Origin of the sequence: Bordetella genomosp. 2, from assembly GCF_002261345.1 — a bacterium.
GTDB lineage: Bacteria > Pseudomonadota > Gammaproteobacteria > Burkholderiales > Burkholderiaceae_B > Bordetella_A.
In genome coordinates this window covers 79,458-104,995 of the sequence record NZ_NEVT01000004.1, presented here as the reverse complement: position 1 = coordinate 104,995, position 25,538 = coordinate 79,458, and the positions used below count along the sequence as shown (strand labels likewise).

Genomic DNA, 25,538 nt, shown 5'->3' with positions numbered 1-25,538 from the left:
ATACGGACATCGAACGCCTCCCTGGTGGTGAATGAAGAGATGGAAGAAGAGAAGAGGGTAGGGAAATACCCGAGGCGCAATCTTATCAGGGCGGTCTTGACATTGGCAATATCTGTTGTATGGAAACACGTCCAGCCCGTGTGTCGCCGCGACGTAATATTTACCGCCGCGCATGCGGGCCGGGGGCCCGCGCCGCGCCGGCCGTCCCCGGGTACGCTACTTGCGCGGGCGTGGCTTTGTCGTCTTGTCCCAGGAGCCTGCCATGCCCGACATCAACGACGTGCAAGCCGCCATGCGCTTGTGGCACGAAGCCCATACCGCGGTAATGGACTTCTACGAAGCGAACAACATCCTCGAGCCCGGCAAGTTTGAAGAGTGGCTGGCGCTGCGCGCGGTGGAGGACAAAGTCCGGCAGCAGGCCGACGCGCTGATCGAACAGGCGCGCAGCCAGCCCGCCTAGCCGGCGCGCATGGGGGAACCGGCCATGTACACCCATATACAGATCGGCGCGCGCGACTGGCCGCGCCTGGTGGCCTTCTATGACGCCGTGCTGGCGCCGCTGGGGCTGCTGCGGGTCAATTCGATCGACAGCGCCGGCCCGGCCGGCGTGATCTGGCGCCCGCCCACGCTGCGCTGGCCGTCGTTCGTGGTGGCGCCGCCCTTCAATGGCCTGCCGGCCACCTGGGGCAACGGCGCGCAGGTCAGCTTCCGGGCACTGTCCTGCGACATCGTCGACCGCTGCTGGACGCTGGCCATCGAAGCGGGCGGCCGCAACGAAGGCCTGCCCGGCCTGCGCGCCTGGTACGCCCCGGATTTCTATGCGGCCTACTGCCGCGATCCGGAAGGCAACAAGATCGCCTTCGTCTGCGCCGCCGACCAGGAACCGGACGCGCCGCCGCGCTAGGGCCGCACCGCGCTAGCGCGCTTCGAGCCCGAGGCGGTCGATCGTGCCCGACCAGCGGTCGTATTCGCTATCGATGAAATCCTGGCACTGGGCCGGCGTCTTGTCCATGACTTCGGCTCCCTGGAAGCGCAGGCTGTCGCGCACGGACGGATCTTGCAGCGCGGCCCGCAAGGCCGTGTCGAGCTTGTCCAGGACCGCGGCCGGCGTGCCCTTGGGCGCCAACAGCACCTGCCACGTGCCGGCGTCGTAGCCCTTCAAGGCCGGGACACTTTCCGACAGCGTGGGGACATCGGGCAGGGCCGCCGAGCGCCGGGCCGAGGTGACCGCCAGGGCGCGGACCTGGCCGCTCTCGATGAACGGCAACGCGCTATTGAACGAGCCGGAATACATGAAGCTGGTGTTTCCGGCCGCCAGGTCGGTCAGCGCCGGGCCGTTGCCCTTGTACGGCACGTGCTGAAAGTCCAGGTCGAGCTTGGCGGCGACGTCCATGGCGACCAGGTGGTCGATCGAGCCATTGCCCGACGAGCCCATGAAATACTTGCCCGGCTGGGCCTTTACTTGTTGGTAGAAGTCCCGTGCATCGGCCGCCGGCAGGTTCTTGGCGGCGAGCAGGATCAGCGGCACCGCCACCGAGCAGCCCGCCGCCACGAAGGCCGTCTTGGGATTCAAGTCCTGGCGGTTGAACAGCGCGGGAGCCGTGGTGATGGACGAGGTGCCGTACATCAGGGTGTAGCCGTCCGGTTGCGCGCGCAAGAATTCCTGGGCGCCAATATTGCCGCCGGCGCCCGGGCGGTTCTCGATGACGATGGGGACGCGCAGTTCTTCGGCGACTTTCTTGAACAGTACGCGGCCAATGGCATCGGTAGGGCCGCCGGGCGCGAAGCCGATGATGAGCGTGATGGCTTTTTCGGGGTAGGCGGCGGCCGTCTGCGTCCATGGGGCGCCGGCGGCCAGCACGGCCAGGCTGGCCGCGCAGATCAGGTTTCGGGACATGGTGAGGTCTCCTCCTTGGGGGCGTTTTTCTAGTTGCTCCGCCAGGCCGGCGGATGGGCGCCGTTGGGCGCGGGAGGCAGGTCCCAGCGCGGCGGGGTGAGCGATAACTGCGCCACCGGTGGCAGTTGCTCCAGCGGGCCATACGCCGATTGGCGGACTTCCAGCGTGGGCGCCAGCGCTTCGGCGAAATGGCGCCGCGGCCGGCGCGGATCGTCGTCGAAAGCGGGCTCGCCGCCCAGTTCCTGCACCCACATCGAGGTGCGCGCCAGCGACACTTTGACGTGATAGCTGCCGCCCTCGCGGGCGCGCCGGATCAGCGCCAGCATGGCGCCGGCCGCGCCCAGGTATCCCGTCAGGTAGTCGTTGAGCAGGTAGGGGGGGCACCACGCGCGGCCGGCCGGCGCCGCCTTCGCGCACCGCCACGCCGCTGACGGTCTGGCCCAGCTGTTCGAACCCGCCCCGCGTGGCCCAGGGACCTTCATCGCCATAGGCGGTCACCGACACGTACACCACGCCCGGCCGGATGGCCGCCGCCTCGCCGGGACCGAAGCCCCGGCGCGCCATGCTGCCGGGCCGCCATGACTGGACCACCACGTCGGCGCCGGCGATGAGTTCGCGGGCCCGCTGGCAATCGACGGCGCGGTCCAGGTCCAGGAACGCCGACCGCTTGCCGATATTGGTATCGATGGTCTGGCGGAATGGATCCTGCATGAACGGCGATGTCACGCGCAGGACGTCCGCCCCATGTTCGGCCAGGGTGCGGGCCACGACGGGGCCGGCGATGACATGGCCCAGATCCAGCACGCGCAGGTGTTCCAGCGGACGGCTGGCGGCGCGGGCCGGCTCGGGCGCGCTGTCGTCGATTTTCTGGATCTCGATGACGGGCCGGCTCGCCAGCAGGCGCCCCTGCGGGTGCGCCAGCCATTCCTCCCGACTGCGCGCATAGGCGCCCGGCAGCTTGTGCGCGGCGAAAGCTTCTTCCAGGTCGTGGCTATTCCAGCGGCCGATGGCGGCGCCCAGCGAGGCGGCGTTGTTGGGGCATTGCAGCAAGTCGAGCACGCCGTCGCGCAGGTGGGGATACGAGCCGATGGGAAAGAACCAGCGCTGGTCCGCGGTCTGGTAGAAATCCGCCTTCAGCTCGGTCAGCAGCGACAGGGCCGGCAGCACGTAGCCGCTCTGCTTCTGGAAATGGCCGGGGTTCAGCGAGCAGGCCGCCTGCATCCAGTCGATGGCGACGGTCTGTCGCTGGCCGGTGGCCAGGTGCCACCAGCGTTCGATGGCCAGCGCATACGCGCCGATGGCGGCGCCGGCCGAAAGGGTGAGCAGGTGCGGCGAATCGAATACCGGCGGCTCGCCATGAAAACGCAGGCGGGAGGCGATGGGTTCATCCCATGCGGCGGGCGTGCCGAGCAGGGCGGCAACGGCCTGGTGCGCCTGGCCGGCCAGTGAAATAGAGGAGTCCATGACGATCCCGTGAGAGTGTGGGGCAAAGTCTAGTCTTGGGTAATATCCTCGTCCAACATATAATTTGGCGCTCTGTAAGATAAAAAACATCTCATGATGAACAGCCGCCTGCTTCGGCAATTCATCGCCGTGGCGGAGGAGCTGCACTACGGCCGCGCCGCCGCGCGCGTGGGCATCGCGCAGTCGCCGCTCAGCCAGGCGATCCAGAAACTGGAGGCGCAAGTCGGCGTGCCGCTGTTCTTGCGCAACAAGCGCACCGTGTCGCTGACGCCGGCCGGCAAGGTCTTTCTCGAAGAGGCCTACCAGTGGTTGAACTACGAGCGCGTAGCCATCGCGCGCACACAGGCCGCGCGCGACGGCCGTACCGGCCAGCTGGCGCTCGGCTTCATCGGCAGCGCCGGCTATGGTTTCATGCCCGAACTGATCGGCCACTTCCGCCAGCAATTTCCGCAGGTCCGGCTGCGCGTGGTCGAAATGACGACCAAGGACCAGCTCGAGCAACTCGCCGGGCGCGGCTTGGATCTCGGCCTGCTCCGTACGCCGCTGCCGCGCGAGGCCGCACAAATCGCCACCTGCCTGTACAAGCACGATCGCCTGATGGTGGCGCTGCCCAAATCGCACCCGCTGGCGGGCCAGCGCAGCATCGCGCTCCGGCAGCTGGCCGGCGAATCGTTCGTGGCCTTCTCGCGCGAGAAGGTGCCCGCGGCGCATGCCCAGTTGATTTCGGCCTGTTCGGCCGCCGGGTTCCATCCCGATATCGCGCAGGAGTGTTCGCAGGTGGCGGGCGTCATCTGCCTGGTGGCGGCAGGCCTGTCAGTGGCGCTGATCCCCAGCAACCTGGCTTCGCTCATCCATCCCAAAGTCCAATACGTGCCATTGGCCGACCGCAGCCGTTTCCTCAGCCAGGAAATCTCGGTGGCATGGCGCAAGGACGACGACAATCCGGCCCTGGCGTCCTTCCTGGGCGTGGCGCGCGCACTGGCCGGATGAATGCAGGAGACACATCATGAAATTCAGGCTACGGCAGATGGAGGTATTTCGCGCCGTCATGCTGACCGGCTCGATCAAGGGCGCCGCCAAGCTGCTGTTCACCTCGCAGCCGGCCATCAGCCGCATCGTCTCGCACACCGAGCAAACGCTCGGGCTGGCGCTGTTCAACCGCGTCAAGGGCAAGCTGGTGCCCACTCCCGAGGCCGAGGCGCTGTTTCGCGAAGTCGACGAGTGCTACCAGTATGCGCTGCGGGTGGACGACTTCGCCCGCAGCCTGGCGCGCGGACCGTCCGGGACCCTTAACATCGCCTCCAGCCCGTGCCTGAGCCATGGGCTGGTCGCGCGCGCCATCAACCGTTTTGTCCAGCGCTATCCCGGCATTCGGGTCAACTACCGCACCACGCTGCTCAACGACATGGCCCAGGAGGTGCTGAGCAACAAGGTCGACCTGGCCGTATCGGTGCTGCCGCTGGACCATCCCAACCTGGACGTGCAACCGTTCACCGAAGGCCGCATGGTGTGCGTGGTGCCGCGCGGCCATGAGCTGGCCGCGCAGTCCAGCGTGGCCATCGAGGACCTGGCCCGCTATCCGCTCATCGCCCACCACCCCGGCATTCCGTTCGGCCAGCTCGTCTCGGCGGCGTTCCGCAAGGCCGGGGTCGAGATGACCACGCATATCCATATCCACCAGACCGACGTGGCCTGTTCCCTGGTGCGCGCCGGCGCCGGCGTGGCCATGGTCGACCAGTACACCGCCGAGGGCACGGCCTGGGACGACCTGCGGATCGTGCCGCTGGCGCACGAGATCCCGCTGACCCCCAGCATCGTCCGGTCGGTGTTCGACACGCGCAAGAGCCACGCCGACAAGTTCGTCGACCTGCTGGTCGAGCAGCAGGCCGACGCTTAACACCAGGCTATACCCCATCGCCGAAACAGTACTCGCAGTGCGGTGCGCCGCCATCTTAGGATGCAGGGCGGCGCTGACAGGCGTCGGCCGGACCGCCACCATGGGCGCCGGAAACCCACTGCGGAGAATGTTTCACCATGAAAATCGGATTGATCGGGGTCGGCAACATCGGCCGGCATTTCGGCAACAGGCTGCTGGCCGCCGGCCATGAACTGATCGTGCACGATCGCTCGGCCGAGGCGCAGCAGCGGCTGGTGCGGCAGGGCGCGCTGGGCGCCGACAGTGCCCGCGACCTGGCCTCGCGCGCGGAGATCGTGCTGTTGTGCTTGCCAGTGCCGCGCGCGGTGGTGGAGGTGGCCGCCGAGGTGGCCGAGGGCAGCCGGGTGCGCCTGGTGATCGACCTGTCCACCACCGGCCCGTCGGCCACCCGCGAAGTCGAGGCCCTGTTGAGCGCGCGCCGCATCGCCTTGCTGGGCGCGCCGGTCAGCGGCGGCACCGTGGCGGCCGAGCGCGGCACGCTGGCCGTGATGCCGTCCGGCCCGGAGTCCGCCTATCGGGAAGTGGAAGCCTTGCTGCACGTGCTGGGCAAGAACGTCTTCTACCTGGGCGCGGACCCGACCCTGGGCCAGACCATGAAGATCATCAACAACACACTGTACGCGGCCAGCCTGGTGGCCGCCAGCGAGGCGCTGGTCTATGGCGTCAAGGCGGGCCTCGATCCGCAGACGATGCTGGATGTGCTGAACGTTTCCAGCGGACGTTCGTTCGCCACGCAGGAGCGCATTCCGCAGTGCGTGCTGGACCGCGGCTTCCCGCTGCGCTTCACCACCGAGCTGCTGCACAAGGACGTGAAGCTGTGCATCGACGAGGCGGAGAAGCTGGGGGTGCCGATGCAGGTCGGGCCGGCCGCGCGCCAGTTCCTGGCGTTCGCCATCACCCAGGGCGATGGCGCCAAGGACAACGCCTGCGTCATCCAGCACATCGAGAAATGGGCCGGCGTGCAGGTCGGCCGGGCGCCCCAGCCCTGAGCGCGTCCCGCCTGCGGGCGCCGTCCGGCGCCCGCGCTCATCACCTTCCTTTTTCCCTCAAGGAGCCATCCATGGCCAAGATCCAGATCCGCAAGAAGCTGCTCAACGTCGAGAGCATTTATCACGAGGGCGGTCCGCCGCGCGCCGAGCCGGTGCGCCAGGGGACGATCGCCGTGGTGTTCCAGAACCCCTACGCCGGCCGCTATGTGGAGGATTTGTCCGGGCTGGTGCGGGATGCCCGCGAGCTGGCCAACGAGCTGGTGCCCGAACTGCTGCAGGCCATGGGCGGCGCGGAGCGCATCCAGGCATACGGCAAGGGCGCCATCGTCGGCTTGAACGGCGAACTGGAGCACGGCGCCATCTGGCACGAAGCCGGCGGCTGGGCCATGCGCGCCATGCTGCCGACCGCCAAGTCGATCGTGCCCGCGGCCAAGGTGGTGGCCAGCGCCGGCACGCGCCTGCAGATCCCGCTGCATCACATCGAGGCCTGCTACGTGCGCAGCCACTTCAGCACCGTGGACGTGGGCATCATCGACGGCCCGCGCCCGGACGAGTTGCTCTACGCGCTGGTCGTGTCCGACGGCAGCCGCGTGCACGAGCGGCTGGGCGGCCTGCGCGCCGACCAGATCTCGGTGGGCGACGGCCAGCGCTGACCGTTCCGCCATTCCTACAACGATACAAGGAGGAGACTCGCCATGCGCAAATCCATATTGATCAAGACCATGCTGGCCGCCGCCGCCCTGGCGGGCGGCGCCGCGCAGGCCGGCGCCTGGCCGGAGCGGCCGGTGACGCTGGTGGTGCCGCTGTCGGCCGGCGGCAGCACCGACGTGACCGCGCGCCTGCTGGCCGAGAAGCTGCAGGCGCAGCTCGGCCAGCCGGTGGTGGTGGAGAACCGCACCGGCGCCGGCGGCAACATCGGCGCCGCCTACGTCGCCCAGGCCAAGCCGGACGGCTACACCCTGCTGATGTCCACCAGCACGCTGACCACCAATGTCACGCTCTACAAGCACATGCCGTTGAACGTCGAGCAGGACCTCATACCGGTGGCCCAGGTGGCGCTGATTCCCAACGTGCTGATGGTGAACAAGGACTTCCCCGCGCAGACGCTGGCGCAGTTCGTCGACTACGTGCGCGACAAGAAAGGGCCGCTGTACTACGGCTCGGCCGGCAACGGCACCTCGCAGCATCTGTCCGGCGCCCTGTTCAATAACATGGTGCAAGGCGAGATGGTGCATGTGCCGTACCGGGGCGGCGCGCCGGCCAATGCCGACCTGATGGCCGGGCAGGTGCAGGCGGTGTTCTCGCCGCTGGTCGAGGTGCTGCCCTATATCGAGGGCGGCAAGCTGCGCGCGCTGGGCGTGACCACGCCGCAGCGCTCGGCGCGCCTGCCCGATGTGCCGGCCGTGGGCGAGGCCTTGCCCGGCTTCGAGATCGTGCTGTGGAACGGCGTGTTCGCGCCGGCCGGCACGCCGGCCGAGGTGGTCGACCGCCTCAATACGGCGATCGGCAAGGTGCTACAGGACCCGGCCGTGCGGCAGACCTTTGCCGACCAGGGATCCACGCCGGTCGGCGGTTCGCCGGCCGAGTTCAAGCAGATCGTCGGCAGCGAGATCGTGAAATGGGGCAAACTGGTAAAGCTTTCCGGCGCCCATATCGATTGACACTCCCCGGGCCGCGGCCCGCTCGGCGCGCGCCCCGGCATTTTCCCTGTGCAGATTTCCGATGAAACCGCTACTGCTAGTCCTGGTATTCCTGTCCGAAGAACATCGCGCCCTGGTGTCCGAGCGATTCGAGATGATCTACGCGCCCAACGAGGGGCTGGGGGCCGACCGATCCAACGGGGCCGCCCAGATCGCGGCGCGCGGCCGCGACATCCGGGTGGTGCTGACCAACGGCACCAACGGCCTGCTGGCCGAAGAGATCGACGCGCTGCCCAGTTTGGAGCTGATCTGCACCGTGGGCGTGGGCTACGAGAACGTCGCGGTGGCGCATGCCCGCGCGCGCGGCATCGCCGTGGCCAATGCCGCCGGCACCAATGACGAATGCGTGGCCGACCACGCCATGATGATCCTGCCGGCCGCCGTGCGGCGGCTGCCGTTCCTCAATAGCGGGGTGCGCCATGGCCTGTGGCGCGACGATATTCCGCGTCCGCCGCACGTGTCGTTCCGCCGCCTCGGCATCCTGGGCCTGGGCGCCATCGGGCGCAAGATCGCCCACCGGGCGCGCGGCTTCCACATGGAGATCGGCTATCACAACCGCTCCCGCCGCGCCGATTGCGACTATCGCTATTTCGACGATCTGCAGGGCCTGGCGCAGTGGTGCGATTTCCTGGTGGTGGCGGCGCCGGGCGGCGCGGACACCCGCCACATCGTCAATGCCCGGGTGCTGGACGCGCTGGGCCCGGGCGGCGTGCTGGTCAACATCGCGCGCGGCTCGCTGGTCGATACCGAGGCGGTGGCCGCCGCGCTGCGCGATGGTCGTATCATGGCGGCAGCCCTGGACGTCTACGAAGGCGAACCGACGCCACCCGCGTCGCTGCTGGAGTTCGACAATGCGGTCCTGACCCCGCATATCGCCGGCATTTCCCCCGAGGCCATCCATGCCTCGGTGCAGCGCTTCCTGGACAACGCAGAACGACATTTCGCCGGGCAGCCCCTGATTTCGCCGGTGCCGTAGGGCCGGCGCCCCTTGTACTGGAGAGACAATGATCGGCTTTCACATCCATCCCCGGCGGCGCCAGGTGGCGGCGGATATCGTGGCCCGCTTCGCCGGCCTGCCGGTGGCCAATATCAGCGACGTGATGTCCCGCATGGCGGCCGGCGGCGCGCACCTGCGGCCCATGCACGACGGCGCGCCCATGGCCGGCCCGGCGCTGACGGTCAAGACCCGGCCCGGCGGCAACCTGATGGTGCACAAGGCGCTGAACCTGGCGCAGCCCGGCGACATTATCGTGGTCGACGCGGGCGGCGACCTCACCAACGCCATCATCGGCGAAATCATGACGACCTACGCGCGCCGGCGCGGCATCGGCGGCATCGTCATCCACGGCGCCATCCGCGATTCGCAGGCCTTGCGGCAATCCAGCTTCCCGGTCTATGCGGCCGGCGTCACGCACCGCGGCCCGTACAAGGACGGCCCGGGCGAGATCAACGCCGCCATCGCGCTCGACGGCATGATCATCGAGCCCGGCGACCTGATCGTGGGCGATGCCGACGGCCTGCTGTGCGTCCCGTTCGACCGGGTCGACGCGGTCTGCCAGGCGGCCGCCGCCAAGCAGGCCGCCGAAGCCCGCACCTTCGAGGAGATCGCCGCGGGTACGCTGGACACCGGCTGGATCGACGCCAGGCTGGCCGAGCTGAAGTGCGGCGGCATCTAGGGGCGGCTCATCCTCGAGCGCGCCCCGGGCCGGCGCCGGTGCGCGCCGGCCCGCGTCAGAAGAACTCGTCCAGCAGTCGGTAGAAGGCCAGCCGCTCCGTGTCGACCGGACCGCCATAGGCGTCCAGGAACGGCTGCGCCCATTGCGCGCCCAGGTTGTATTCGATGCTCCATGCCGCCAGCGCCAGGTCCTGGTGGCGGTCGGCCACGCCCAGGCGGCCGCAGTCCACGAAGCCGCTGAAGCGGCCGTCCACCGCCAGCAGGTTGGGCAGGCAGGCGTCGCCGTGGGTGACGACCAGGTCCTCGTGCGCCGGCTGGCCGGCGCACAGTGCGGCGTACGCCTGCGCCGCGCTCTGGCCCATGCGCTCGTCGTCGAAGTCGCTTTCATCGACCAGCCCGGCCTGCACGCGGGCCCGCGCGTGTTCGATGCGCACGGCGCGCCGGTGGTCGAACGGGCAGCCGGCCGGATCGAGGCCGTGCAGCGCGCGCAGGGCCGCGGCGGCGATGGCGACGATGCGGGCGGCGGGCAGCTCGGGCGTGGAGGCCAGGTCGCGGCCCGGCACGGCGCTCATCAGCAGCCAGTGGCGGCCGGCGGCCTGTGCCGTGCGCAGCACGCGCGGACAATCGATGCCCTGTTGCGCCAGCCAGCGCAGGCGCAGGACCTCGCCCGGCAGTTCGGCCAGCCTGCCGGCGGTCTCGGTCTTGACGTACAGCGGCGGCCGGCCCGACGCTTCCAGGCGGAACACCGCCGCGTCGGAGCGCCCGATATCCTGCGCCGCCCAGGCGTAGCCGGCCAGCGCGTCGCGCCAGTCCGGCGGCGGGTCGAACGGCGCCGCGTTGCCGGCCGTCATGACGCGGCCCCGGCCGCCGGCCCGTGCAGCGGCAGCGCCAGTTCTTCCCAGCCGCGCGCGGCGGTATCGCGCAGCACCGCCACGACATGCGCGCAGGCCCGCTCGACCGCGTGTTCCAGCGGCATGCCGCCCAGCACATGGCCTGCCAGGCGCGCCGCGAACAGGTCGCCGATGCCTTTGGCGGCGCACGGCACGACCGGGTGGCTGAACACCCGCCGCAGCGTGCGGGTGACTAGCGCCACCTGCATTGCGCCGGCGGGCGAGTCGCGCGGGGCGGCGCTGGTGACCACCACCCAGTCGGTGGCGCCGTCCAGCAGCCGCGCCGCGGCGGCCAGCGTGTCGTCGCGCGTGGCCAGGCTGGCGCCGGTCAATTGCTCCAGCTCGAAATGATTGGGCGTCAGGCCGTGGGCGCGCGGCAGCAGGCGCGTGCGCCAGGCCTGGGTCAGGCGCGGGTCGGTGTAGATGCCGTGGTCGAAGTCGCCGATCACCGGGTCCACGTGCACGCGCAATTGCGGATGGGCGCGCGTGGCGCCGTCGAGCCAATCGGCCAGCATGCCGGCCTGGTCGGGGTCGCCCAGGAAGCCCACCATGACGGCCCGGGCGCCGGCCAGCACGCCGCGCGCCTCCAGGTCGCGCAGGTAGCCGGCGAACCAGTCGGCGGGGATGGCCCCGCCATGCAGGCTGGGATAGTGCGGCGTATTGCTGAGGAGCACGGTCGGCACGGCCGCCACGCGCAGCCCCATGGACTGCAGGGTGGGAATGGCGGCATTGTTGCCGACATGGCCGTACACCACCTGCGACTGGATGGAAATGACGTCGACGGGCAGCGGCCGCAGGGCCGCGGGAGTGTTCATGATGCCGTGGGAGGGCCTGCGAAGCCGGGCCAGTAGTGGCTGTCCGGCAGGGCGCGCGCGCCGAAGATGGCCTGGCCCACGCGCACCGTGGTGGCGCCTTCTTCGATGGCCAGCTGGTAGTCGCCGGACATGCCCATGGACAATTCGTCCATGCAGACGCCGTCCGGCGCTTCCTGGCGCAGGCGGTCGCGCAGTTCGCGCAGGCGCACGAAGCATGGGCGCACCCGCGCCGGGTCGGGCGAGAACAGCGCCAGCGTCATCAGGCCGCGCACGCGCAGGCTGGCGTATGCCGGCAATGCGCGCACGAAGGCGGCCGCCTGCTCGGGCGCCAGCCCGAATTTGCTGGCTTCGCCGGAAGTATTGACCTGCACCAGCACGTCCAGCGCGCGGCCCTCGGCCTGCAGCCGGCGGTCGAGCGTCTCGGCCACGCGCAGGCTGTCGAGCGCCTGGAATTCGCTGGCGAAGCGCGCCACCAGCTTGGCCTTGTTGGTCTGCAGGTGGCCGATCACCGCCCAGCGCAGGTCGGGCAGGTCGGCCATGGCCTCCCATTTGGCATGCGCTTCCTGGACTTTGTTCTCGCCCAGTTCGCGGCAGCCGGCCGCGTAGGCCAGCCGGATGCGCGCTTCGTCGATGGTCTTGCTGACCGGCAGCAGGCGCACGTCGGCCGGGGCGCGGCCGGCGCGGGCGCACGCCGCGGCGATATTGGCGCGCACTTGGTCGAGGTTGCGGCGCAGGTCGTCGAGGGTGCGGGCGGCGGGGTACGGAGAGGTATCGGTCATCGTGGATCCGCGAAGGAAAGGTCAGCGCGCGGTCACCACCAGCACTTCGGCGATCTCGCGGCTGACGGTGCGCAGGCGGTGCGGCAGCTCGGAATCGAAATAGACCGAGTCGCCGCAGTCGAGCCGGAACTGCCGTTCGCCGACGTGGACTTCCACCGAGCCCTTGAGCACCAGCATGAATTCCTCGCCGGGATGCGGGAACACCGCGCGGTCGGCCGGGAAGCGGCGCGGCGGGCGCACCACGAAGGGCTCCATCATGCGCACCTTGCGGCGCCCGGCCATGGACAGGTAGTCGTAGCCGGCGGCGGTGCCGCGGCGCACCATGGGTTCGCGCTCGGCGGCGCGCACCACGCTGACGGTTTCTTCCTGGGCGTCCGGGTCGGCCCCGACCAGTTGCGACACGCCGATTTCATAGGCCTGGGCCAGGCGCAGCACCGTGGAGATGGAGGGTTCGCTGAGGCCGCGTTCCACCTTGGACAGGTAGCTTTTGGTCAGCCCGGTGCGCTGGGCCAGTTGTTCCAGCGACAGCGCCTGCTGGCGGCGCAGCGCGCGGAGTCGGTGCGGCAGGTCTTGCATCGGCATGCGAAGGGAAGGCGAACGATCCCGCTAGCATGCCGCAATTCCGGCGGCGCGTCGAGCCGGCTCACGCAAGCACGTCGGGGTGGGCGCGCAAGGCCCGCCGCGCGTAGTAGGCGAAGCCGATCTGCGAGCGCTTGGGCGTCAGGATCCAGTCGTGCGCCTCGCGGCCCAGCTCGGGCGGGATCGGCTGGATGCGGCCGGCCGCCATGGCCAGCAGCTGCATGCGCGCGGCCCGCTCGAACTGCAGCGCCAGCACGCACGCTTCTTCCACCGTGCCGGCGGCCACCAGCATGCCATGGTGCGCCAACAGGATGGCGCGCTTGTCGCCCAGCGCCGCCGAGATGATCTCGCCTTCTTCGTTGCCGACCGGCACGCCCGGCCATTTTTCCAGGAAGGCCACGTCGTCGTACAAGGTGCAGTTGTCCATGTGTGAGACTTCCAGCGGCACCTCCAGCATCGACAGCGACGCGACGTGCAGCGGGTGCGTATGGATGATGCACTGCACGTCGGGACGGGCCCGATAGATCCACGAATGGAACCGGTTGGCCGGGTTCGGCATGCCGTCGCCATTCCGCACGCGCAGGTCTTCGTCCACTTCCAGCAGGTTGCCGGCGGTGATTTCATCGAAGCCCAGCCCTAGCCGCTGGGTGTAGTAGCTGCCCGGGGCTTCCGCGCGCGCCGTGATCTGCCCGGCCAGGCCCGAGTCGTGGCCGCCATCGTAGAGAATGCGGCACGTCAGCGCGACGCGCTCGCGCACCGTCCAGGCCGCGTCGCCGAACTGGCGCTGCATTTCCGCCTGGGCGTGCCGCACCAGTTCCTGTTTCGACAATTTCATCGTGTCTGCCATTTCATTTCCTTCTTGCCGCCGCGCGGCGGTGTCAACTGATCAGCGGGACATGGCCCGGCAGGGCGCGCATCCGGTCCAGCCAGGATGCCACATGGCGCAGGCCGGACAGGTCGTAGCCGCCTTCGCCGGCCATGCTGGTGTAAGGGTAGAGGGCGATGTCGGCGATGGTGGGCGCATCGCCGGCGATGTAGGGGCTGCGCGCCAGTTGCCCGTCCATGATGGCCGCCGCCCGCATGCCGGCTTCGCGCAGCGCGACGATGTGCGCGTCGTCCGCCACCGCGGTGGCGCGCAGGTGCACCTGCAGGCGCGGCTGGGCGAAGTTGTGCATGTGCATGGTCTGCTCGAAGCTCAGCCAGCTGGCTACCTGGGCCTGCGCCAGCCGCGCGTCCGGCAGCCACGGCGTGTCGCGGCCCAGGTACCACAGGATAGCCTGGGATTCCGCCAGCCAGGCGCCTTCGCGGGTGCGCAGCACCGGCACCTGGCGCAGCGGGTTGATGTGGCCGAACTCGGGAGCCTGCAGGTCGCCGCGCGGGATATCGAGGGTTCGCCGCATGATCGGCAGGCCCATGTAGCCGCACGCCAGGCGCACCTTCCAGGCATTGCCGGAACGCAGTGTGTCGATCAGTTCCAGCGGCGCGCCGGACAAGGGATGGCAGGCCATGGCGTCACTCCACCCGGATATCGGCGCGGCGGATGATGTCCGCCCATTTCGCCTGTTCGGCGGCGATGAATTGCCGGTACTCTTCCGGCGATCCGCCATACAGTTGCGTGCCCTGCGCCGCCAGGCGCTTGCCCAGGGCTGGCGAGGACAAAGCCTTCTGCAGGGCGGCGTTGAGGGTGCGCAGCACCGGGGCCGGCGTGCCGGCCGGCGCATAGAAGGCATTCCAGGAGCTGATCTGCAGGGCGGCGGCCCCGGCCTCGCCGCTCGTGGGCACGCCGGGCGCGGAGGGCAGGGGGCGTTCGGCCGCCACCACCAGCGCGCGCAGGCGGCCGGCCTGCACCTGCGGCATGATCACCGGGCTGGCGTCCATGACCACATCCACTTGCCCGCCGACCGCGGCATTGACGGCCTCGCTGCCGCTCTTGAACGGCACGTGCATGATCCGGATGCCCGCGGTCAGGTTCAGCAGCTCCAGCCCCAGGTGCGGCGAACTGGCGTTGCCGGCCGAGCCGAAGTTCAGGGCGTCCGGATGCTTCCTGGCATAGTCCACCAATTGCGCGTAGTCGCGCGGCTCCAGCCCGGCGCGGATGGCGAGCAGATAGGGCGAGCTCGACACCAGGCCCACCGGCGCGAAGTCGCGTTGCGGATCATAGGCCAGCCCTTTGCGGATCAGCGGGTTCACCACTTGCGTGCCCACGGTGCCCATGAACAGGGTGTAGCCGTCGGGCGCCGCGCCGGCGCCAGCCTGGGCGGCGATGACGCCGCCCGCGCCGGGGCGGTTTTCCACCACGATGCTCTGGCCGAGCGCGTTGCCCAGTTCCTGGCCGACCTGGCGGGCCACGATGTCGGTGATGCCGCCCGCGCCGAACGGCACGATCAGCCGCACGGGGCGCTCCGGATAGGCCTGGGCCGCCGCGGCGGCGCTGGCGGCGGCGAGCAGCGCGGCGCCGAGGATCTTCGCTATATGCATTGCTTCTCCTTTGCTTTGATTGTAATCAAAAAAGATTCCTATAGGACACGAAGTGTCCTATAGGTCGAGAAGTGTCATCAAGCGATTTGTGATGGGGATTTACCCTGAGGAGGGGAATGCGGATGCGGAGCCTATGGATTCGCTGGCGGAACCACGGCGATGGCGATTTTTCCGCGCAGCCCGTTGTCGCGGCTTTCGAGGCGGGCATGGGCAAGAGGAATATCGGCTAAAGAGTAAGTGGCCCCGACATGGGGCCGGAGTCTGCCGCGTTCGACCAGCGCGCTCAGTTCATTGAGCTTGCCACGATTCTGTCGTGTGAACACGAAGTGGTAACTCGCATTCTTGCCCCAGGCATGAATGAGGTTTTGTGGCTGCGCGATATCGACGATCGTGACCAGCCGGCCCAGTTGTGCGAGCGCCTCGGGAGTGCGGGAAAGGGTGTCGCCGCCGATAGTATCCAGAACGACGTCGACGCCATGGCCTGCTGTTTCACGCATGACGGCCTCGACATAGTCTTCGTTCTGGTAGTCGATGACGACATCGGCTCCCATGCTGCACGCGAACTCGAAATTTGCTTCGCGCACGGTCGTCATCACCCGTGCCCCCATGGACTTCGCAAGCTGAATGGCCACATGCCCGACGCCTCCTGCGCCGCCGTGCACCAAAATGCTTTCCCCGGCCCGTAGCGCCGCGCGCACGACAAGCGCTTCCCATGCTGTTCCCCCGACCAGGCTCAGGCTCGCGGCTTCAAGGTGGCTAAGCGCGGCGGGTTTCTTGCCTATGATGTTCTCGGCCGCGACGTGGTACTCGGCATAGCTTCCCGCGCCATGGAAGATCTGGGGCGTATACCAGACCTCGTCGCCTGGCGCGAAGGCTGTCACACCTGCTCCGACTGCCTCGACCACGCCAGAAACATCGTGTCCCGTAATGGCCGGAAGCTGCACCAGGCTGGGGTAGTCCCCGCGTCGTACCTGGTAGTCCAACGGGTTGATGGAAGTGGCGTGCACCCGAACCAGAACTTGTCCCGGCCCAGGCACCGGCTTAGGCACTTCACAAAGTTCAAATGCGTCCGGACCGCCAAAAGTGCTGAGTGCGATAGCTTTCATGAATTTCTCGATTCGATAAAAAGGGATATCGGGAATTACCGATATAAAGGGCCAAAAAATTTAGAGATCTTTGCCGATGAGCTCGGCGAGCGTACGGATGGCTGCTTCGTTGCGCTTGTAGTAGGTCCACTGGCCAATGCGCTGGACTTCGACCAAGCCAGCTCTTTGCAAGGTTGCAAGGTAGTCGGAGACCGTCGACTGCGACAACCCGACACCCTCCTGGATACTGCTTACACAGACTCCTACCGTATGGACATCCCCCTCGTCTTGCGGCGGGAAGTTCTTCACCGGATCCTTCAGCCGTTTCAAGATTTCGAGACGAGTGCGGTTCGAGAGGGCTTTGAATATTTCAAGCAAGTCCATGAGCCGATTATATCGGAATTTAGCGATATGCCAATCCAAGGGCAGCGCTGAGCTGCCCGGAAAGGCAAAGGTTATTCCGGCGGGTCGCGACTCTGGGCCGCGCGCCCGGCGGGGAGGCCGCATCCCCGCCGGGATGCGTCAGCCCTGGCCCATGGCGGGGTCGGACACCGAGTCGCGGCCGTTCTCCACGCGGCCGGCAAAACGGCGCGACCAGAGCTTCGAATCGTTCGCCGTTACCGTGAAGTCATACCAGTTGCCGCTGTCGCCGAGCGGCCAGCTCAGTTCGCCGATCTGGCCGGCTTCTACCTGCAGGGTCCAGGGACCGTCGCCGCGGTAGGCGCCGGCGGTCACGGCGAACGTGGCCGCGCCGGCGCCGCGGTTGTACAGCCTGGCCTGCACTTCCGGCGGTTCGCACTGGCGGTAGCAGACCTGCAATTCGAGCGCCGCGGTGGCTTCGTCGCGCAGGTCGCCGACGAACTCACGGTGGTAGCCGTTGGGCCCCAGCAGCCAGAAGTGATAGCGGCCATTGTCCGCGCTCACGTCCAGCGTGTCGTCGAGCTGCTTGCCGGCCTCGACCATGTAGCGGCGCGGGATCTGGTTGAGATGCAGCTTGTCGTAGAGGTGGAAGACCGCGCCGGCCTGGCCGCTGTTGGCGAAGGCCAGCGTGACCGTGCCGGCCTGGGCATCGACCCGCGCCGTCGTATGGAGCTCATACGGCAGGGCGCGCGAGGGGCGCGTGCCGGCCTGCTGGCGCGGCAGGGCCGGGTCGCCCGGCACCGGGATGGGCGGCGCGGCCTCCTGCTGCGCCACCAGCTGGTCGGCCGCGTCCTTGGTGGTGCGGCCCGCCAGGGTGGGCAGCAGCTCGCCGTTCGGGTTGGCGAAATTGAAGGCGCTGGTCAAGTCGCCGCAGATGGCGCGCCGGTAGGCGCTGATGTTGGGCTCTTTCACGCCGAAGCGCTTTTCCAGGAACAGCAGGGTCGAGGTGTGGTCGAACACCTGCGAATTGACCCAGCCGCCCCGGCTCCAGGGCGATACCACCCACAGCGGCACGCGCGGGCCGGGGCCGTAGGGCCTGCCGTCCGGCGCCGTATGCTTGGGCGAGGCCGGCGCATAGTCGTGGTATTCGAACGCCATGTCGGCCTCGCCCAGCGTCGTCTTGCCGGCCAGGGTGCCGTCTTCGCGACGCGACGGCGCCGACGGCGGCGGCAGGTGGTCGAAGAAGCCGTCGTTCTCGTCGTAGTTGATCAGCAGCACGGTGCTGGCCCACACCTCGGGGTTGGAGGTCAGGGCATCCAGCACTTCCTGCACGTACCAGCCGCCCTGGGCCGGGCTGGACGGGCCGGGGTGCTCGCTGTACGTGGACGGCGGAATGATCCACGACACGGACGGCAGCGTGCCGTTCTTCACGTCGTCGCGCAGGCTCTGCAGATAACCGTCCGGCATGGTGTTGCCGAAGCCCTTCGCCAGCGGGCTGAGCGGATCGTCGATGGCGGGGTCGTAGGCCGGCGACACCGCCGGCAGCGCGGCCGGCCGGCGCTCGGCCGGCATCGATTCCATGGCTTGGCGCCAGTGGCGGAACGACATCAGCTGGTTGCAGCCGAAGTTGTCCGCCAGGCTCTGGTAGACCTTCCAGCTGACGCCGGCCTGTTCCAGGCGGTCGACATACGTGGTCCAGGTCCAGCCCTCGGTCGAGGGGCCCACGTCGTTGCCGCCGTTGTATTCATTGACGATGGCCGCGTAGTTGTCGCCCGACGGTCCGTTCGTGCCGGTCCAGTAGAACAGCCGGTTCGGGATGGTGCCGGTGTGCATGGAACAGTGATAGGCGTCGCAGACGGTGAAGGCCTCGGCCAGCGCGCGATGAAACGGCACTTCGGCGTCTTCGTAATAGCCCATCGACAGCGGCTGCTTGGCCACCGGCCAGCGGCTCATGCGGCCATGGTCCCAGGCGGCCTGCGCGTCGGTCCATACATGAGGCGTGCCGCCGGCGCGCTGGGCGTTGCCCTTGCTGCCGTCCAGGTGGTAGGGCGTCTCGGTATTGCCGTTGGCATCGGTCTGGTAGAGCACGTTGCTGCCGTTGACCAGCGGGATCGGGAAGCGGTCGCCGTAGCCGCGCACGCCGCGGAAGGTGCCGAAGTAGCTGTCGAACGAGCGGTTCTCCAGCATCAGCAGCACCACGTGCTTGACGTCCTGCAGGGTGCCGGTGGCATTGTTGGCCTCGATGGCCAGCGCGCGCCGGATGGACAGCGGCAATGTGGACAGCGCGCTCAGCGCGGCGGTGGTGCCCAGCGAGGCGCGCAGGAACCCGCGCTTGGAAGGATCAAAGGACATGTCGGTTCGATGAGGTCGTGGATGAAAGGGGCGGGGTCAGGGCGCGGGCGCGCAGTGCGCGTCGGCGCTGCATTCGGTGCCGCCGCCGGGCGGCGGCGCGCCCGGCTCGTCGTCATCGGAGTCGCCGCTGCCGCAGCCCGCCAGCAGCACGGTCAACGACAGGCCCAGCGCCCATGCCAGCTTGCGCGCGACGGGCCAACCTTCGGAGCTACTTCGCATCATCGTTTCAGTTCACCTGGAAAAATGTGCGCGCCCGCGCCCGGCGGCGGCGTGCGCACACGTTGATTAAGCCATCAGAGAATGGTCGAGCGACTTCCGCAAGACAAAAGCTCTCCTTGCCCGGAGAGCGCCGGGCAGTGGTGGAGTTGAGGATCGACCCGGTGACGGGCAAAGAGAGAACGGCTGCGGCTGTCAGGTGCGCCATCCTAGGCGCGAAAAAGTTCACTTTCTTGACAGCGCCATGCCGCCAGGCGGCGTGGACGTATCGATGGCGGCAGGCCGTGTCTTGATTCTGTCATGCCGCGGGGAGTTTCCCTGCGAGCCGCGGCTGCGGCGCCGCGCCGCGTGGATCAACTTCGCTCACGTTGGAAAACAAGTTTTACAGGGAACCGCGCGCGGCGGGGCATGGCACAGGTCGCGCTGGCTGCGCATGGTGGGGGTTTTCTGTTTTATTTAATTCTACGAAAATCTGATTAAGCGAGATAAAATCCTGGATATGAAAAAATCATCAGAATAAGTATTAACACCTATTCAGAAATAGCAGTCGATTCTCTAATCTGCCATGAAAAGCGGGCCGGCCGGCCCGCCGATCGATCGGAGCATTCATGGCAGCACGTCCCCCGTCCGCGGAAAAAAGCGCGGCCCCCGAAACCCGTCGCGAACTCGACGCCATCGACCGCCGCATCCTGCGCTTGCTGCAGACGCATGCGCGCGCCACCAACCAGTGGCTGGCGGCGCAGGTGGAGCTCAGCCCCACGCCATGCCTGGAGCGGGTGCGGCGCCTGGAGCGCGAGGGCTACATCCGCGAGTACCAGGCCATCCTCGATCCCACGCGGGTCGGCTATCCGATGCTGATTTTCGCGTTCGTCCTGTTCGACCGCGCGGTGGACGGCGTATACGAGCAGTTCCGCGCCGCCATCGCCGAGATCGGCGAGATCGTCGAATGCCACATGATTACCGGCGACGTCGATTTCATCATGAAGATCCGCGTGGCGGACATCGGCGCCTTCCGGGTGCTGCTGGAAGACAAGATCCTCAAGCTGCCGGGCGTGCGCATCACGCATTCCTACGTGGCCATGGACGAAGTGAAGACCGGCGTGTCGACGCCGGTCGCCGACTAGGAGCCAACATGCGAATCGCCATCGGTGGATTGCTGTTCGAGGGCAACACGTTTTCATTGGCCCGCACCTCGCTGGCCGAGTTCCGCCAGAATTACCTGCATGAAGGCGACGCCATCCTGTCCGGCTTGCGCGGCGGCGACGTGGAAGTCTCCGGCGCTTTGCAGGTGCTGCAGGCACAGGGGGCGGAGCTGGTGCCGCTGATCGCCACGCACGGCGGCTGCGGCGGGCAGGTCACGCGCGAGTGCTTCGAGGCCCTGAAGGAAAAGCTGCTGGCACGCCTGCGCGGCCACGCGGTCGACGGGGTGTTCCTGGCCCTGCACGGCGCCATGATCTGCGAGCAGACCGACGACGCCGAGGCCGAACTGCTCGAGGCGGTGCGGGCCCTGGTGGGCGCGGTGCCCATCGTGATCACTTGCGACCTGCACGCGCACATCACGCCGCGCCTGCTGGCCCTGTGCGACGCCATCGTGGGTTACCAGCAATACCCGCACGACGACCCCTTCGAGACGGGCGTGCGCGCCGCCGGCATATTGGTGCGGGCCGTCGCGGGCGGGGCGCGGCCCGTCATGGCCATGAAGAAGCTGGCCATGCTGGTATCGCCCACCGCCGCCGGCACCCGCGAACGCACGCCCATGCGCGCCATGTACAAGGCCGCGCGGGCCATCGAGGCTTTGCCGGGCGTGCTGGCCCTGAGCTATTTCCCTTCCACGCCATGGGCCGAGCGGGAAGAGGGCGGCACGGCCTTCGTGCTGGTCACCGATGGCGTCCATCCGCGCGCCGGCGAGATACTTGACGGCCTGTGCCGGCAGTTGTGGGCGGCCCGCGCCGAATTCGAGCCGGGCCTGCTGGATTTCGACCAGGCGGTGGCCGCGACGGCGGAAGAAGCGGGCCCCATCATCCTGAGCGAGATGTCCGATGCCGTGGGCGCGGGCGCCGCCGGCGACAGCGCCTACGTGCTGGGGCGCTTCCTGGCCATGGACGCGCCCGGGCCGCTGCTGGTGCAGGTGGTCGACCCCGGCGCCGTGGCCGCTGCCCGCCGCGCCGGCGCGGGCGTCGAACTGAGCTGCGAGCTGGGCAACCGCATCGAGACCCGCTACGGGCCGCCGGTGCCGTTCAGCGGCCTGGTCGAGCGCTTGCTGGATGACGGGGCGTTCACCTATCGCGGCGGCCTGATGGGCGGCATCACCTCCACCATGGGGCCGGCCGCCGTGCTGCGCGGCGCGCGCGCCACGGTGCTGGTCACCAGCCGTCCCACCTATGAGTACGCCGACGAGCAGTACGTGGCCGCCGGCATCGATATCCGCAAGTTCCGCTATGTGGTGGTGAAGAACCCCATGAATTACAAGCAGGCCTATTCCTGGGCGCCGCGCCTGGTGGCGCTGGGTACTCCCGGCGCGGGCCGGGCCGACCTGCGCAAGCTGGCCTGGACGCGTTGCCGCCGGCCGTTTTATCCCATGGACGACAGTCCCGGGCCGCTATGGCGCAATAACTGACGCATGCGGCCACCGCGCGGGGCGCGGGCCGGCCGATTTCCTCCGATTGTCATTCCGGTCCGGATCGCGATGCCGGGCGGGGATCCTTTTGCCTGTTGCAGGCGGTTCATCACGTTCTCTACGCCACCATGACGCATTCTCCTCTCTCCGCGCCGGCCGGCATGTCGCCGGCGGCCTCCGCCGACGCGCGGCCGGGCGCTGCATTCATCGACGGCGCCATCGTATCGATGGACCAGGCGCGCATACCCATCCTCGATTGGGGCTTCCTGCATTCCGACGCCACGTACGATGTGGCCCACGTCTGGAACGGCAGCTTCTTCAGGCTCGAGGACCACCTGGACCGCTTCATGCGCGGCATGGAGCGCCTGCGCATGCGCATTCCCTACGACCGGGACCAGGTCCGCCGCATCTTGATCGATTGCGTGCGCGCCGCGGGCCTGCGGCAAGCTTATGTCGAGATGATCTGCACGCGCGGCACCGCGCCGCTGGGCTCGCGCGACCCGCGCCTGTGCGTGAACCAGTTCTACGCCTTCGCCATCCCGTTCGCCTGGATCGCCGACCCGGCGCAGCGCGAGCGCGGCCTGCGGCTGCGCATCAGCACCGTGCATCGCATCGCGCCGGAATCGGTGGACCCGACGGTCAAGAACTACCACTGGCTCGACCTGGTGCGCGGCCTGTTCGATGCCTACGACGACGGCGACGAGACCGTGGCCCTGACCGACGGCCGCGGCAATGTCGTCGAAGGGCCGGGGTTCAACCTGTTTGCGCTGAGCGGCGGCGTGCTGGTCACGCCGCGGCGCGGCGCGCTGGAGGGCGTCACGCGGCGCAGCGCGATCGAAGCGGCCGACGCCGTGGCGGTGCGCGTCGAGCAGCGCGACTTGCCGGCCGACGAGTTGCGCCAGGCGCAGGAAGTCTTCATCACCAGCACGGCCGGCGGCGTCATGCCGGTCGGCTGGGTCGACGGCGCGCCGGTCGGCGCCGGGGGCGCGGGGCCGGTCACGCGCCGCATCCGCGATGCCTATTGGCGCATGCACGATGAGCCGCGCTATCGCCTGCCGGTGTTCGACCACGCGCAGCAAGACGCATGACGCAGCATTGACCGCGCCCGCCGGGCGCGCCTCGCAGTACCGACTTTTTCGAACGGATATCAGGGGAACGCAATGGAAATCTCTTTGACGGGCGCCGCTTCGGCGACCCAGGCCAACAGCGCGGCGCGCCGGGTGCTGGGCGCCGGCGCGGTCGGGCATTTCGTGGAGTTCTACGACTTCGCCATCTACGGCTTTTCGGTGGTCACCATCGCCAAGCTGTTCTTTCCCGCCGGCGATCCAGTGGTGGGCATCCTGGCGGCCTTCGCGGTCTACGGCGTGGCATTCGTGGTGCGCCCGCTGGGCGGCGTGTTCTTCGGCGCGCTGGGGGATCGCATCGGCCGCCGCAAGGTGCTGGCGATCACGCTGCTGTCGATCGGCGCGGCCACCGCGCTGATCGGCCTGTTGCCCAGTTATGAACAGATCGGCATCCTGGCGCCCGTGCTGTTGCTGGTGTGCCGGCTGGTGCAGGGCTTCTCCGCCGGCGGGGAAGCCGTGGGCGCGCCGTCATTCGTGCTGGAGCATGCCCCGGTCGATCGCCGCGCCATGTGGATCGGCATCACCACGGCGATGTCGGCGGTGCCTTCGGTAGTGGCCGGCCTGTTCATCCTGGGGCTGACCACCGCCATGTCGGCCGAGGACTACGCTTCCTGGGGCTGGCGCATTCCCTTCCTGGTGGCGGCGCCGCTGTCGCTGGTGGGGCTCTATATCCGCCGCAGGACCGACGAGAGCGATGCCTTCAAGCAGGTGATGGCCAAGCCGGGCGTGAAGGAAAGCAGCCCCTTGCGCGAGACCTTCCGGCACAACCGGCTGCGCATGCTGCAAGTGTTCTTCATCGTGTCGCTCAACGCGCTGACGTTCTATTTCCTGGTCGGCTACTTCGTCACGTACCTGCAGACCGTGGCGCGGCTGTCCCAGACGGACGCGCTGTTGTCGAACGCGGCCGGCCTGCTGACGTTCTCGGTGCTGCTGCCGCTGGCGGGCCGCATTTCCGACGCGGTCGGGCGCAAGCCCATGCTGCTGGCCGGCGCGCTGGCGGTTGCGCTGGCCAGCCTGCCCGCGTTCTGGCTGCTGACCAGCGGCTCGCTGGGCGGCGCCATGGCCGCGCAGGTGCTGCTGGCCGCGGCCCTGTCGCTGTACGGGGGCGGCAGCTATACCTTCTTCGTCGAACTGTTCCCCACGTCGACCCGCTTCACGGGCGCGGCCATCAGCTACAACGCTTCTTATGCGCTGTTCGGCGGCACGGGGCCGTTCATCGGCACGTTCCTGGTGCGCGAGACGGGCAATCCCGGCGCGCCGGGATACTACCTGGCGGCGATCGCCGTCTGCGTGTTCCTGATCGCCCTGAGCGTGCCGGAGACGGCCCGCCGCGACCTCAGCCACCATTGAGGCCGGCGCCGGCTCGCGCCGCGCGGCGGCATGTCGCCGCCGCATAGCCCAGCGCGGCCAGCGCCAGGACCAGCCCGCATGCCAGGGCGGCGGCCGCGCCGGATTCGATCGCGGCGCCGCCGATGGCGGTGCCCAGCGCAATGCCGAAGTAAATGGCCGAGGCGTTCAGCGCCACCACCAGCGGCCCGTGCGCGGGTGCGCCGCTGATCAGGCGGTGCTGCTGCGCCGGGCTCTGGGCCCAGCTGCTGGCGCCCCACAAGGCCATGGCCGCCGCCACGGCCCACTGCGCCGGGTGGGTCATGTGGGCGAGCCAGGCCAGCCCGGCCAGGGCGGCGGCCATGGCCGCATAGGCCGTCAGCAGCACGCGGCGCGCACCATGGCGATCGGTGCCGGCACCGGAGGCATAGTTGCCCGCCACCGCGCCCAGCCCGTACGCCAGCAGCATGCCGGTGACCGCGCCGGCGGGCGTGCCGAGTTCCTGCAGCACTTGCACGGTGTAGGCGTAGGGGGCGTAGCAGGCCGCCATGCCCAGCACGGTCAGCGGCAGGGTCTGCATGACGGCGGGCTGGCGCAATACGCGCAGCCGGTCGGCCAGCGACATGCGCGGGTTGCCGCCCAGACGCGGCAGGCTGGCCTGCACGCCTACGGCGGCGGCCCATGCCACGATGCCCACCGCGGCCAGCGCGACGCGCCAATTGGCGGAGGTGCTGGCCAGGCGGCCCAGCGGCACGCCCAGCGCGGTGGCGACGGTCAGGCCGCCGATCACGATGGCGAGCGCCCGCGCGCGGAAATCCGGCCGCACCAGCGCGGCCGCCACCGCGCCGGCGTTGGGGGTGTAGGCGGCGGCCGCCGCCGCGGCGACGATGCGGGTGGCGATCAGCCATGGCATCGAGGTGGCGAGTGCCGAGCCGAGGTTGGCCGCGCCCAGCAGGAGCAGGGCGCAGACGAGCAGGGCGCGCCGCGGCGCCGGCGCGGTCGCGGTGGCGATCAGCGGGGCCAGGATGGCGTAGGCCAGCGCGAAGGCGGTCACCGAGTGGCCGGCCACGGCGGGGGTGACCGCGAGGTCGCTGGCCATCATGGGGAGGAAGGCGGCCACGATGAATGCATCGGTGCCGACGGCGAAGGTGCCGAGCGCGAGGATGGCGATGGCGCCCATGCCGAGCGGGGCGACGGCGGGCGCGGGATGGGGCTTATTTTGGATAGAAAACATCCAGATTTACTCCGCAAGAAGG

General features: G+C 68.8%; 26 protein-coding genes and 2 pseudogenes. 14 read left to right on the top strand and 14 right to left on the bottom strand.

Translation table 11 applies throughout. The annotated features are described in order from the left end of the window. Window positions 1-262 precede the first annotated feature (262 nt). Together CAL24_RS09710 and CAL24_RS09705 are read left to right on the top strand one after the other, a co-directional pair. Window positions 263-460, top strand: a complete 198-nt coding sequence (locus tag CAL24_RS09710) for a hypothetical protein (RefSeq protein ID WP_028355372.1) — start codon at window positions 263-265, stop codon at window positions 458-460. A gap of 24 nt (window positions 461-484) precedes the next feature. Beyond that, the gene (locus tag CAL24_RS09705) at window positions 485-904 is read left to right on the top strand and encodes a VOC family protein (protein ID WP_028355373.1); all 420 of its coding nucleotides are present in this window, start codon (window positions 485-487) and stop codon (window positions 902-904) included. 12 nt (window positions 905-916) lie between these two features. Here the strand turns inward: CAL24_RS09705 and CAL24_RS24520 are convergent, their stop codons facing one another. Together CAL24_RS24520 and CAL24_RS24515 are read right to left on the bottom strand one after the other, a co-directional pair. Continuing rightward, window positions 917-2,149 carry a Bug family tripartite tricarboxylate transporter substrate binding protein gene (locus CAL24_RS24520; RefSeq protein ID WP_432759287.1) on the bottom strand — a complete coding sequence of 411 codons (1,233 nt, stop codon included), beginning with the start codon at window positions 2,147-2,149 and terminating at the stop codon, window positions 917-919. A 147-nt stretch (window positions 2,150-2,296) separates the two neighbouring features. After that, window positions 2,297-3,118 (bottom strand): annotated as a pseudogene (locus CAL24_RS24515) (CoA transferase); the annotation flags it as partial. Window positions 3,119-3,454: 336 nt separating this feature from the next. On the opposite strand from CAL24_RS24515, the gene CAL24_RS09695 reads away from it, so the two are divergent. The 8 genes and pseudogenes from CAL24_RS09695 (at window position 3,455) to CAL24_RS09665 (ending at window position 9,662) form a co-directional block, all read left to right on the top strand. Further along, complete coding sequence (locus tag CAL24_RS09695; protein WP_094806577.1) at window positions 3,455-4,351, top strand: LysR family transcriptional regulator; 897 nt, start codon at window positions 3,455-3,457, stop codon at window positions 4,349-4,351. A gap of 16 nt (window positions 4,352-4,367) precedes the next feature. Continuing rightward, window positions 4,368-5,258: a LysR family transcriptional regulator gene (locus CAL24_RS09690; RefSeq protein WP_028355377.1), complete on the top strand. Its 891-nt coding sequence runs from the start codon at window positions 4,368-4,370 to the stop codon at window positions 5,256-5,258. Between the two features lie 128 nt (window positions 5,259-5,386). After that, window positions 5,387-5,854 (top strand): annotated as a pseudogene (locus CAL24_RS24430) (NAD(P)-dependent oxidoreductase); the annotation flags it as partial. 36 nt (window positions 5,855-5,890) lie between these two features. Beyond that, complete coding sequence (locus CAL24_RS24425) at window positions 5,891-6,286, top strand: NAD-binding protein (protein WP_283162969.1); 396 nt, start codon at window positions 5,891-5,893, stop codon at window positions 6,284-6,286. 71 nt (window positions 6,287-6,357) lie between these two features. Further along, window positions 6,358-6,939, top strand: coding sequence for an amino acid synthesis family protein (locus CAL24_RS09680; protein WP_028355379.1), 582 nt, complete (start codon window positions 6,358-6,360; stop codon window positions 6,937-6,939). Window positions 6,940-6,981: 42 nt separating this feature from the next. After that, on the top strand, window positions 6,982-7,947 hold the full coding sequence (locus CAL24_RS09675) for a tripartite tricarboxylate transporter substrate binding protein (protein ID WP_028355380.1): 966 nt from the start codon (window positions 6,982-6,984) through the stop codon (window positions 7,945-7,947). A gap of 61 nt (window positions 7,948-8,008) precedes the next feature. After that, entirely contained in the window at window positions 8,009-8,962 is a 954-nt protein-coding gene (locus tag CAL24_RS09670) for a 2-hydroxyacid dehydrogenase (protein WP_094806575.1), read from the top strand. Between the two features lie 28 nt (window positions 8,963-8,990). Further along, window positions 8,991-9,662 carry an RraA family protein gene (locus tag CAL24_RS09665; RefSeq protein ID WP_094806574.1) on the top strand — a complete coding sequence of 224 codons (672 nt, stop codon included), beginning with the start codon at window positions 8,991-8,993 and terminating at the stop codon, window positions 9,660-9,662. Window positions 9,663-9,717: 55 nt separating this feature from the next. Here the strand turns inward: CAL24_RS09665 and CAL24_RS09660 are convergent, their stop codons facing one another. The 11 genes from CAL24_RS09660 to CAL24_RS09610 form a co-directional block, all read right to left on the bottom strand. Next, the gene (locus CAL24_RS09660) at window positions 9,718-10,512 is read right to left on the bottom strand and encodes an APH(3')-II family aminoglycoside O-phosphotransferase (protein ID WP_094806573.1); all 795 of its coding nucleotides are present in this window, start codon (window positions 10,510-10,512) and stop codon (window positions 9,718-9,720) included. Beyond that, the gene (gene pdxK / locus CAL24_RS09655) at window positions 10,509-11,366 is read right to left on the bottom strand and encodes a pyridoxine/pyridoxal/pyridoxamine kinase (protein ID WP_094806572.1); all 858 of its coding nucleotides are present in this window, start codon (window positions 11,364-11,366) and stop codon (window positions 10,509-10,511) included. The genes CAL24_RS09660 and pdxK overlap by 4 nt, the downstream gene beginning before the upstream one ends. Further along, window positions 11,363-12,145 (bottom strand): YggS family pyridoxal phosphate-dependent enzyme, encoded by a 783-nt coding sequence (locus CAL24_RS09650; RefSeq protein WP_094806571.1) that lies wholly within the window; start codon window positions 12,143-12,145, stop codon window positions 11,363-11,365. Before CAL24_RS09650 ends, pdxK begins: the two co-directional genes overlap by 4 nt. Window positions 12,146-12,166: 21 nt before the next feature. After that, on the bottom strand, window positions 12,167-12,721 hold the full coding sequence (locus CAL24_RS09645) for a helix-turn-helix domain-containing protein (RefSeq protein WP_028355386.1): 555 nt from the start codon (window positions 12,719-12,721) through the stop codon (window positions 12,167-12,169). A 67-nt stretch (window positions 12,722-12,788) separates the two neighbouring features. After that, entirely contained in the window at window positions 12,789-13,571 is a 783-nt protein-coding gene (locus CAL24_RS09640; protein ID WP_028355387.1) for an aldolase, read from the bottom strand. A 31-nt stretch (window positions 13,572-13,602) separates the two neighbouring features. Further along, window positions 13,603-14,232, bottom strand: a complete 630-nt coding sequence (locus CAL24_RS09635) for a glutathione S-transferase family protein (protein WP_028355388.1) — start codon at window positions 14,230-14,232, stop codon at window positions 13,603-13,605. Between the two features lie 4 nt (window positions 14,233-14,236). Then, window positions 14,237-15,202 carry a Bug family tripartite tricarboxylate transporter substrate binding protein gene (locus tag CAL24_RS09630; protein WP_094806570.1) on the bottom strand — a complete coding sequence of 322 codons (966 nt, stop codon included), beginning with the start codon at window positions 15,200-15,202 and terminating at the stop codon, window positions 14,237-14,239. Between the two features lie 131 nt (window positions 15,203-15,333). After that, the gene (locus CAL24_RS09625; protein WP_028355390.1) at window positions 15,334-16,308 is read right to left on the bottom strand and encodes a zinc-dependent alcohol dehydrogenase family protein; all 975 of its coding nucleotides are present in this window, start codon (window positions 16,306-16,308) and stop codon (window positions 15,334-15,336) included. Between the two features lie 60 nt (window positions 16,309-16,368). Further along, complete coding sequence (locus CAL24_RS09620) at window positions 16,369-16,671, bottom strand: ArsR/SmtB family transcription factor (protein WP_028355391.1); 303 nt, start codon at window positions 16,669-16,671, stop codon at window positions 16,369-16,371. 138 nt (window positions 16,672-16,809) lie between these two features. Next, complete coding sequence (locus tag CAL24_RS09615) at window positions 16,810-18,999, bottom strand: phosphocholine-specific phospholipase C (protein ID WP_094806569.1); 2,190 nt, start codon at window positions 18,997-18,999, stop codon at window positions 16,810-16,812. Window positions 19,000-19,035: 36 nt separating this feature from the next. Continuing rightward, window positions 19,036-19,221, bottom strand: coding sequence for a hypothetical protein (locus tag CAL24_RS09610; RefSeq protein ID WP_141218070.1), 186 nt, complete (start codon window positions 19,219-19,221; stop codon window positions 19,036-19,038). Between the two features lie 602 nt (window positions 19,222-19,823). Between CAL24_RS09610 and CAL24_RS09605 the strand changes: the two genes are divergently transcribed. From CAL24_RS09605 to CAL24_RS09590, 4 genes are all read left to right on the top strand, one after another. After that, window positions 19,824-20,339, top strand: a complete 516-nt coding sequence (locus tag CAL24_RS09605) for an Lrp/AsnC ligand binding domain-containing protein (RefSeq protein WP_094806568.1) — start codon at window positions 19,824-19,826, stop codon at window positions 20,337-20,339. 8 nt (window positions 20,340-20,347) lie between these two features. Continuing rightward, window positions 20,348-21,832 carry a M81 family metallopeptidase gene (locus CAL24_RS09600; RefSeq protein WP_094806567.1) on the top strand — a complete coding sequence of 495 codons (1,485 nt, stop codon included), beginning with the start codon at window positions 20,348-20,350 and terminating at the stop codon, window positions 21,830-21,832. A 128-nt stretch (window positions 21,833-21,960) separates the two neighbouring features. Then, window positions 21,961-22,920, top strand: coding sequence for an aminotransferase class IV (locus CAL24_RS09595; protein WP_231501759.1), 960 nt, complete (start codon window positions 21,961-21,963; stop codon window positions 22,918-22,920). A gap of 72 nt (window positions 22,921-22,992) precedes the next feature. Then, window positions 22,993-24,306, top strand: a complete 1,314-nt coding sequence (locus CAL24_RS09590) for an MFS transporter (RefSeq protein ID WP_028355397.1) — start codon at window positions 22,993-22,995, stop codon at window positions 24,304-24,306. Here the strand turns inward: CAL24_RS09590 and CAL24_RS09585 are convergent. Then, window positions 24,293-25,516 (bottom strand): MFS transporter, encoded by a 1,224-nt coding sequence (locus CAL24_RS09585; RefSeq protein ID WP_094806566.1) that lies wholly within the window; start codon window positions 25,514-25,516, stop codon window positions 24,293-24,295. The two genes, CAL24_RS09590 and CAL24_RS09585, sit on opposite strands and share 14 nt — an antisense overlap. Window positions 25,517-25,538 lie beyond the last annotated feature (22 nt).

Coding starts and splice junctions, on each gene's coding strand:
- CAL24_RS09710 (WP_028355372.1), top strand. CDS start 263: ATGCCCGACATCAACGACGTGCAAGCCGCCATGCGCTTGTGGCACGAA.
- CAL24_RS09590 (WP_028355397.1), top strand. CDS start 22,993: ATGGAAATCTCTTTGACGGGCGCCGCTTCGGCGACCCAGGCCAACAGC.
- CAL24_RS09670 (WP_094806575.1), top strand. CDS start 8,009: ATGAAACCGCTACTGCTAGTCCTGGTATTCCTGTCCGAAGAACATCGC.
- CAL24_RS09615 (WP_094806569.1), bottom strand. CDS start 18,999: ATGTCCTTTGATCCTTCCAAGCGCGGGTTCCTGCGCGCCTCGCTGGGC.
- CAL24_RS09610 (WP_141218070.1), bottom strand. CDS start 19,221: ATGATGCGAAGTAGCTCCGAAGGTTGGCCCGTCGCGCGCAAGCTGGCA.
- CAL24_RS09690 (WP_028355377.1), top strand. CDS start 4,368: ATGAAATTCAGGCTACGGCAGATGGAGGTATTTCGCGCCGTCATGCTG.
- CAL24_RS09695 (WP_094806577.1), top strand. CDS start 3,455: ATGATGAACAGCCGCCTGCTTCGGCAATTCATCGCCGTGGCGGAGGAG.
- CAL24_RS09620 (WP_028355391.1), bottom strand. CDS start 16,671: ATGGACTTGCTTGAAATATTCAAAGCCCTCTCGAACCGCACTCGTCTC.
- CAL24_RS09650 (WP_094806571.1), bottom strand. CDS start 12,145: ATGACCGATACCTCTCCGTACCCCGCCGCCCGCACCCTCGACGACCTG.
- CAL24_RS09630 (WP_094806570.1), bottom strand. CDS start 15,202: ATGCATATAGCGAAGATCCTCGGCGCCGCGCTGCTCGCCGCCGCCAGC.
- CAL24_RS09675 (WP_028355380.1), top strand. CDS start 6,982: ATGCGCAAATCCATATTGATCAAGACCATGCTGGCCGCCGCCGCCCTG.
- CAL24_RS09680 (WP_028355379.1), top strand. CDS start 6,358: ATGGCCAAGATCCAGATCCGCAAGAAGCTGCTCAACGTCGAGAGCATT.
- CAL24_RS09605 (WP_094806568.1), top strand. CDS start 19,824: ATGGCAGCACGTCCCCCGTCCGCGGAAAAAAGCGCGGCCCCCGAAACC.
- CAL24_RS09665 (WP_094806574.1), top strand. CDS start 8,991: ATGATCGGCTTTCACATCCATCCCCGGCGGCGCCAGGTGGCGGCGGAT.
- pdxK (WP_094806572.1), bottom strand. CDS start 11,366: ATGAACACTCCCGCGGCCCTGCGGCCGCTGCCCGTCGACGTCATTTCC.
- CAL24_RS09595 (WP_231501759.1), top strand. CDS start 21,961: ATGACGCATTCTCCTCTCTCCGCGCCGGCCGGCATGTCGCCGGCGGCC.
- CAL24_RS24425 (WP_283162969.1), top strand. CDS start 5,891: ATGAAGATCATCAACAACACACTGTACGCGGCCAGCCTGGTGGCCGCC.
- CAL24_RS09640 (WP_028355387.1), bottom strand. CDS start 13,571: ATGGCAGACACGATGAAATTGTCGAAACAGGAACTGGTGCGGCACGCC.
- CAL24_RS09660 (WP_094806573.1), bottom strand. CDS start 10,512: ATGACGGCCGGCAACGCGGCGCCGTTCGACCCGCCGCCGGACTGGCGC.
- CAL24_RS09585 (WP_094806566.1), bottom strand. CDS start 25,516: ATGTTTTCTATCCAAAATAAGCCCCATCCCGCGCCCGCCGTCGCCCCG.
- CAL24_RS09635 (WP_028355388.1), bottom strand. CDS start 14,232: ATGGCCTGCCATCCCTTGTCCGGCGCGCCGCTGGAACTGATCGACACA.
- CAL24_RS09600 (WP_094806567.1), top strand. CDS start 20,348: ATGCGAATCGCCATCGGTGGATTGCTGTTCGAGGGCAACACGTTTTCA.
- CAL24_RS09645 (WP_028355386.1), bottom strand. CDS start 12,721: ATGCAAGACCTGCCGCACCGACTCCGCGCGCTGCGCCGCCAGCAGGCG.
- CAL24_RS09625 (WP_028355390.1), bottom strand. CDS start 16,308: ATGAAAGCTATCGCACTCAGCACTTTTGGCGGTCCGGACGCATTTGAA.
- CAL24_RS09705 (WP_028355373.1), top strand. CDS start 485: ATGTACACCCATATACAGATCGGCGCGCGCGACTGGCCGCGCCTGGTG.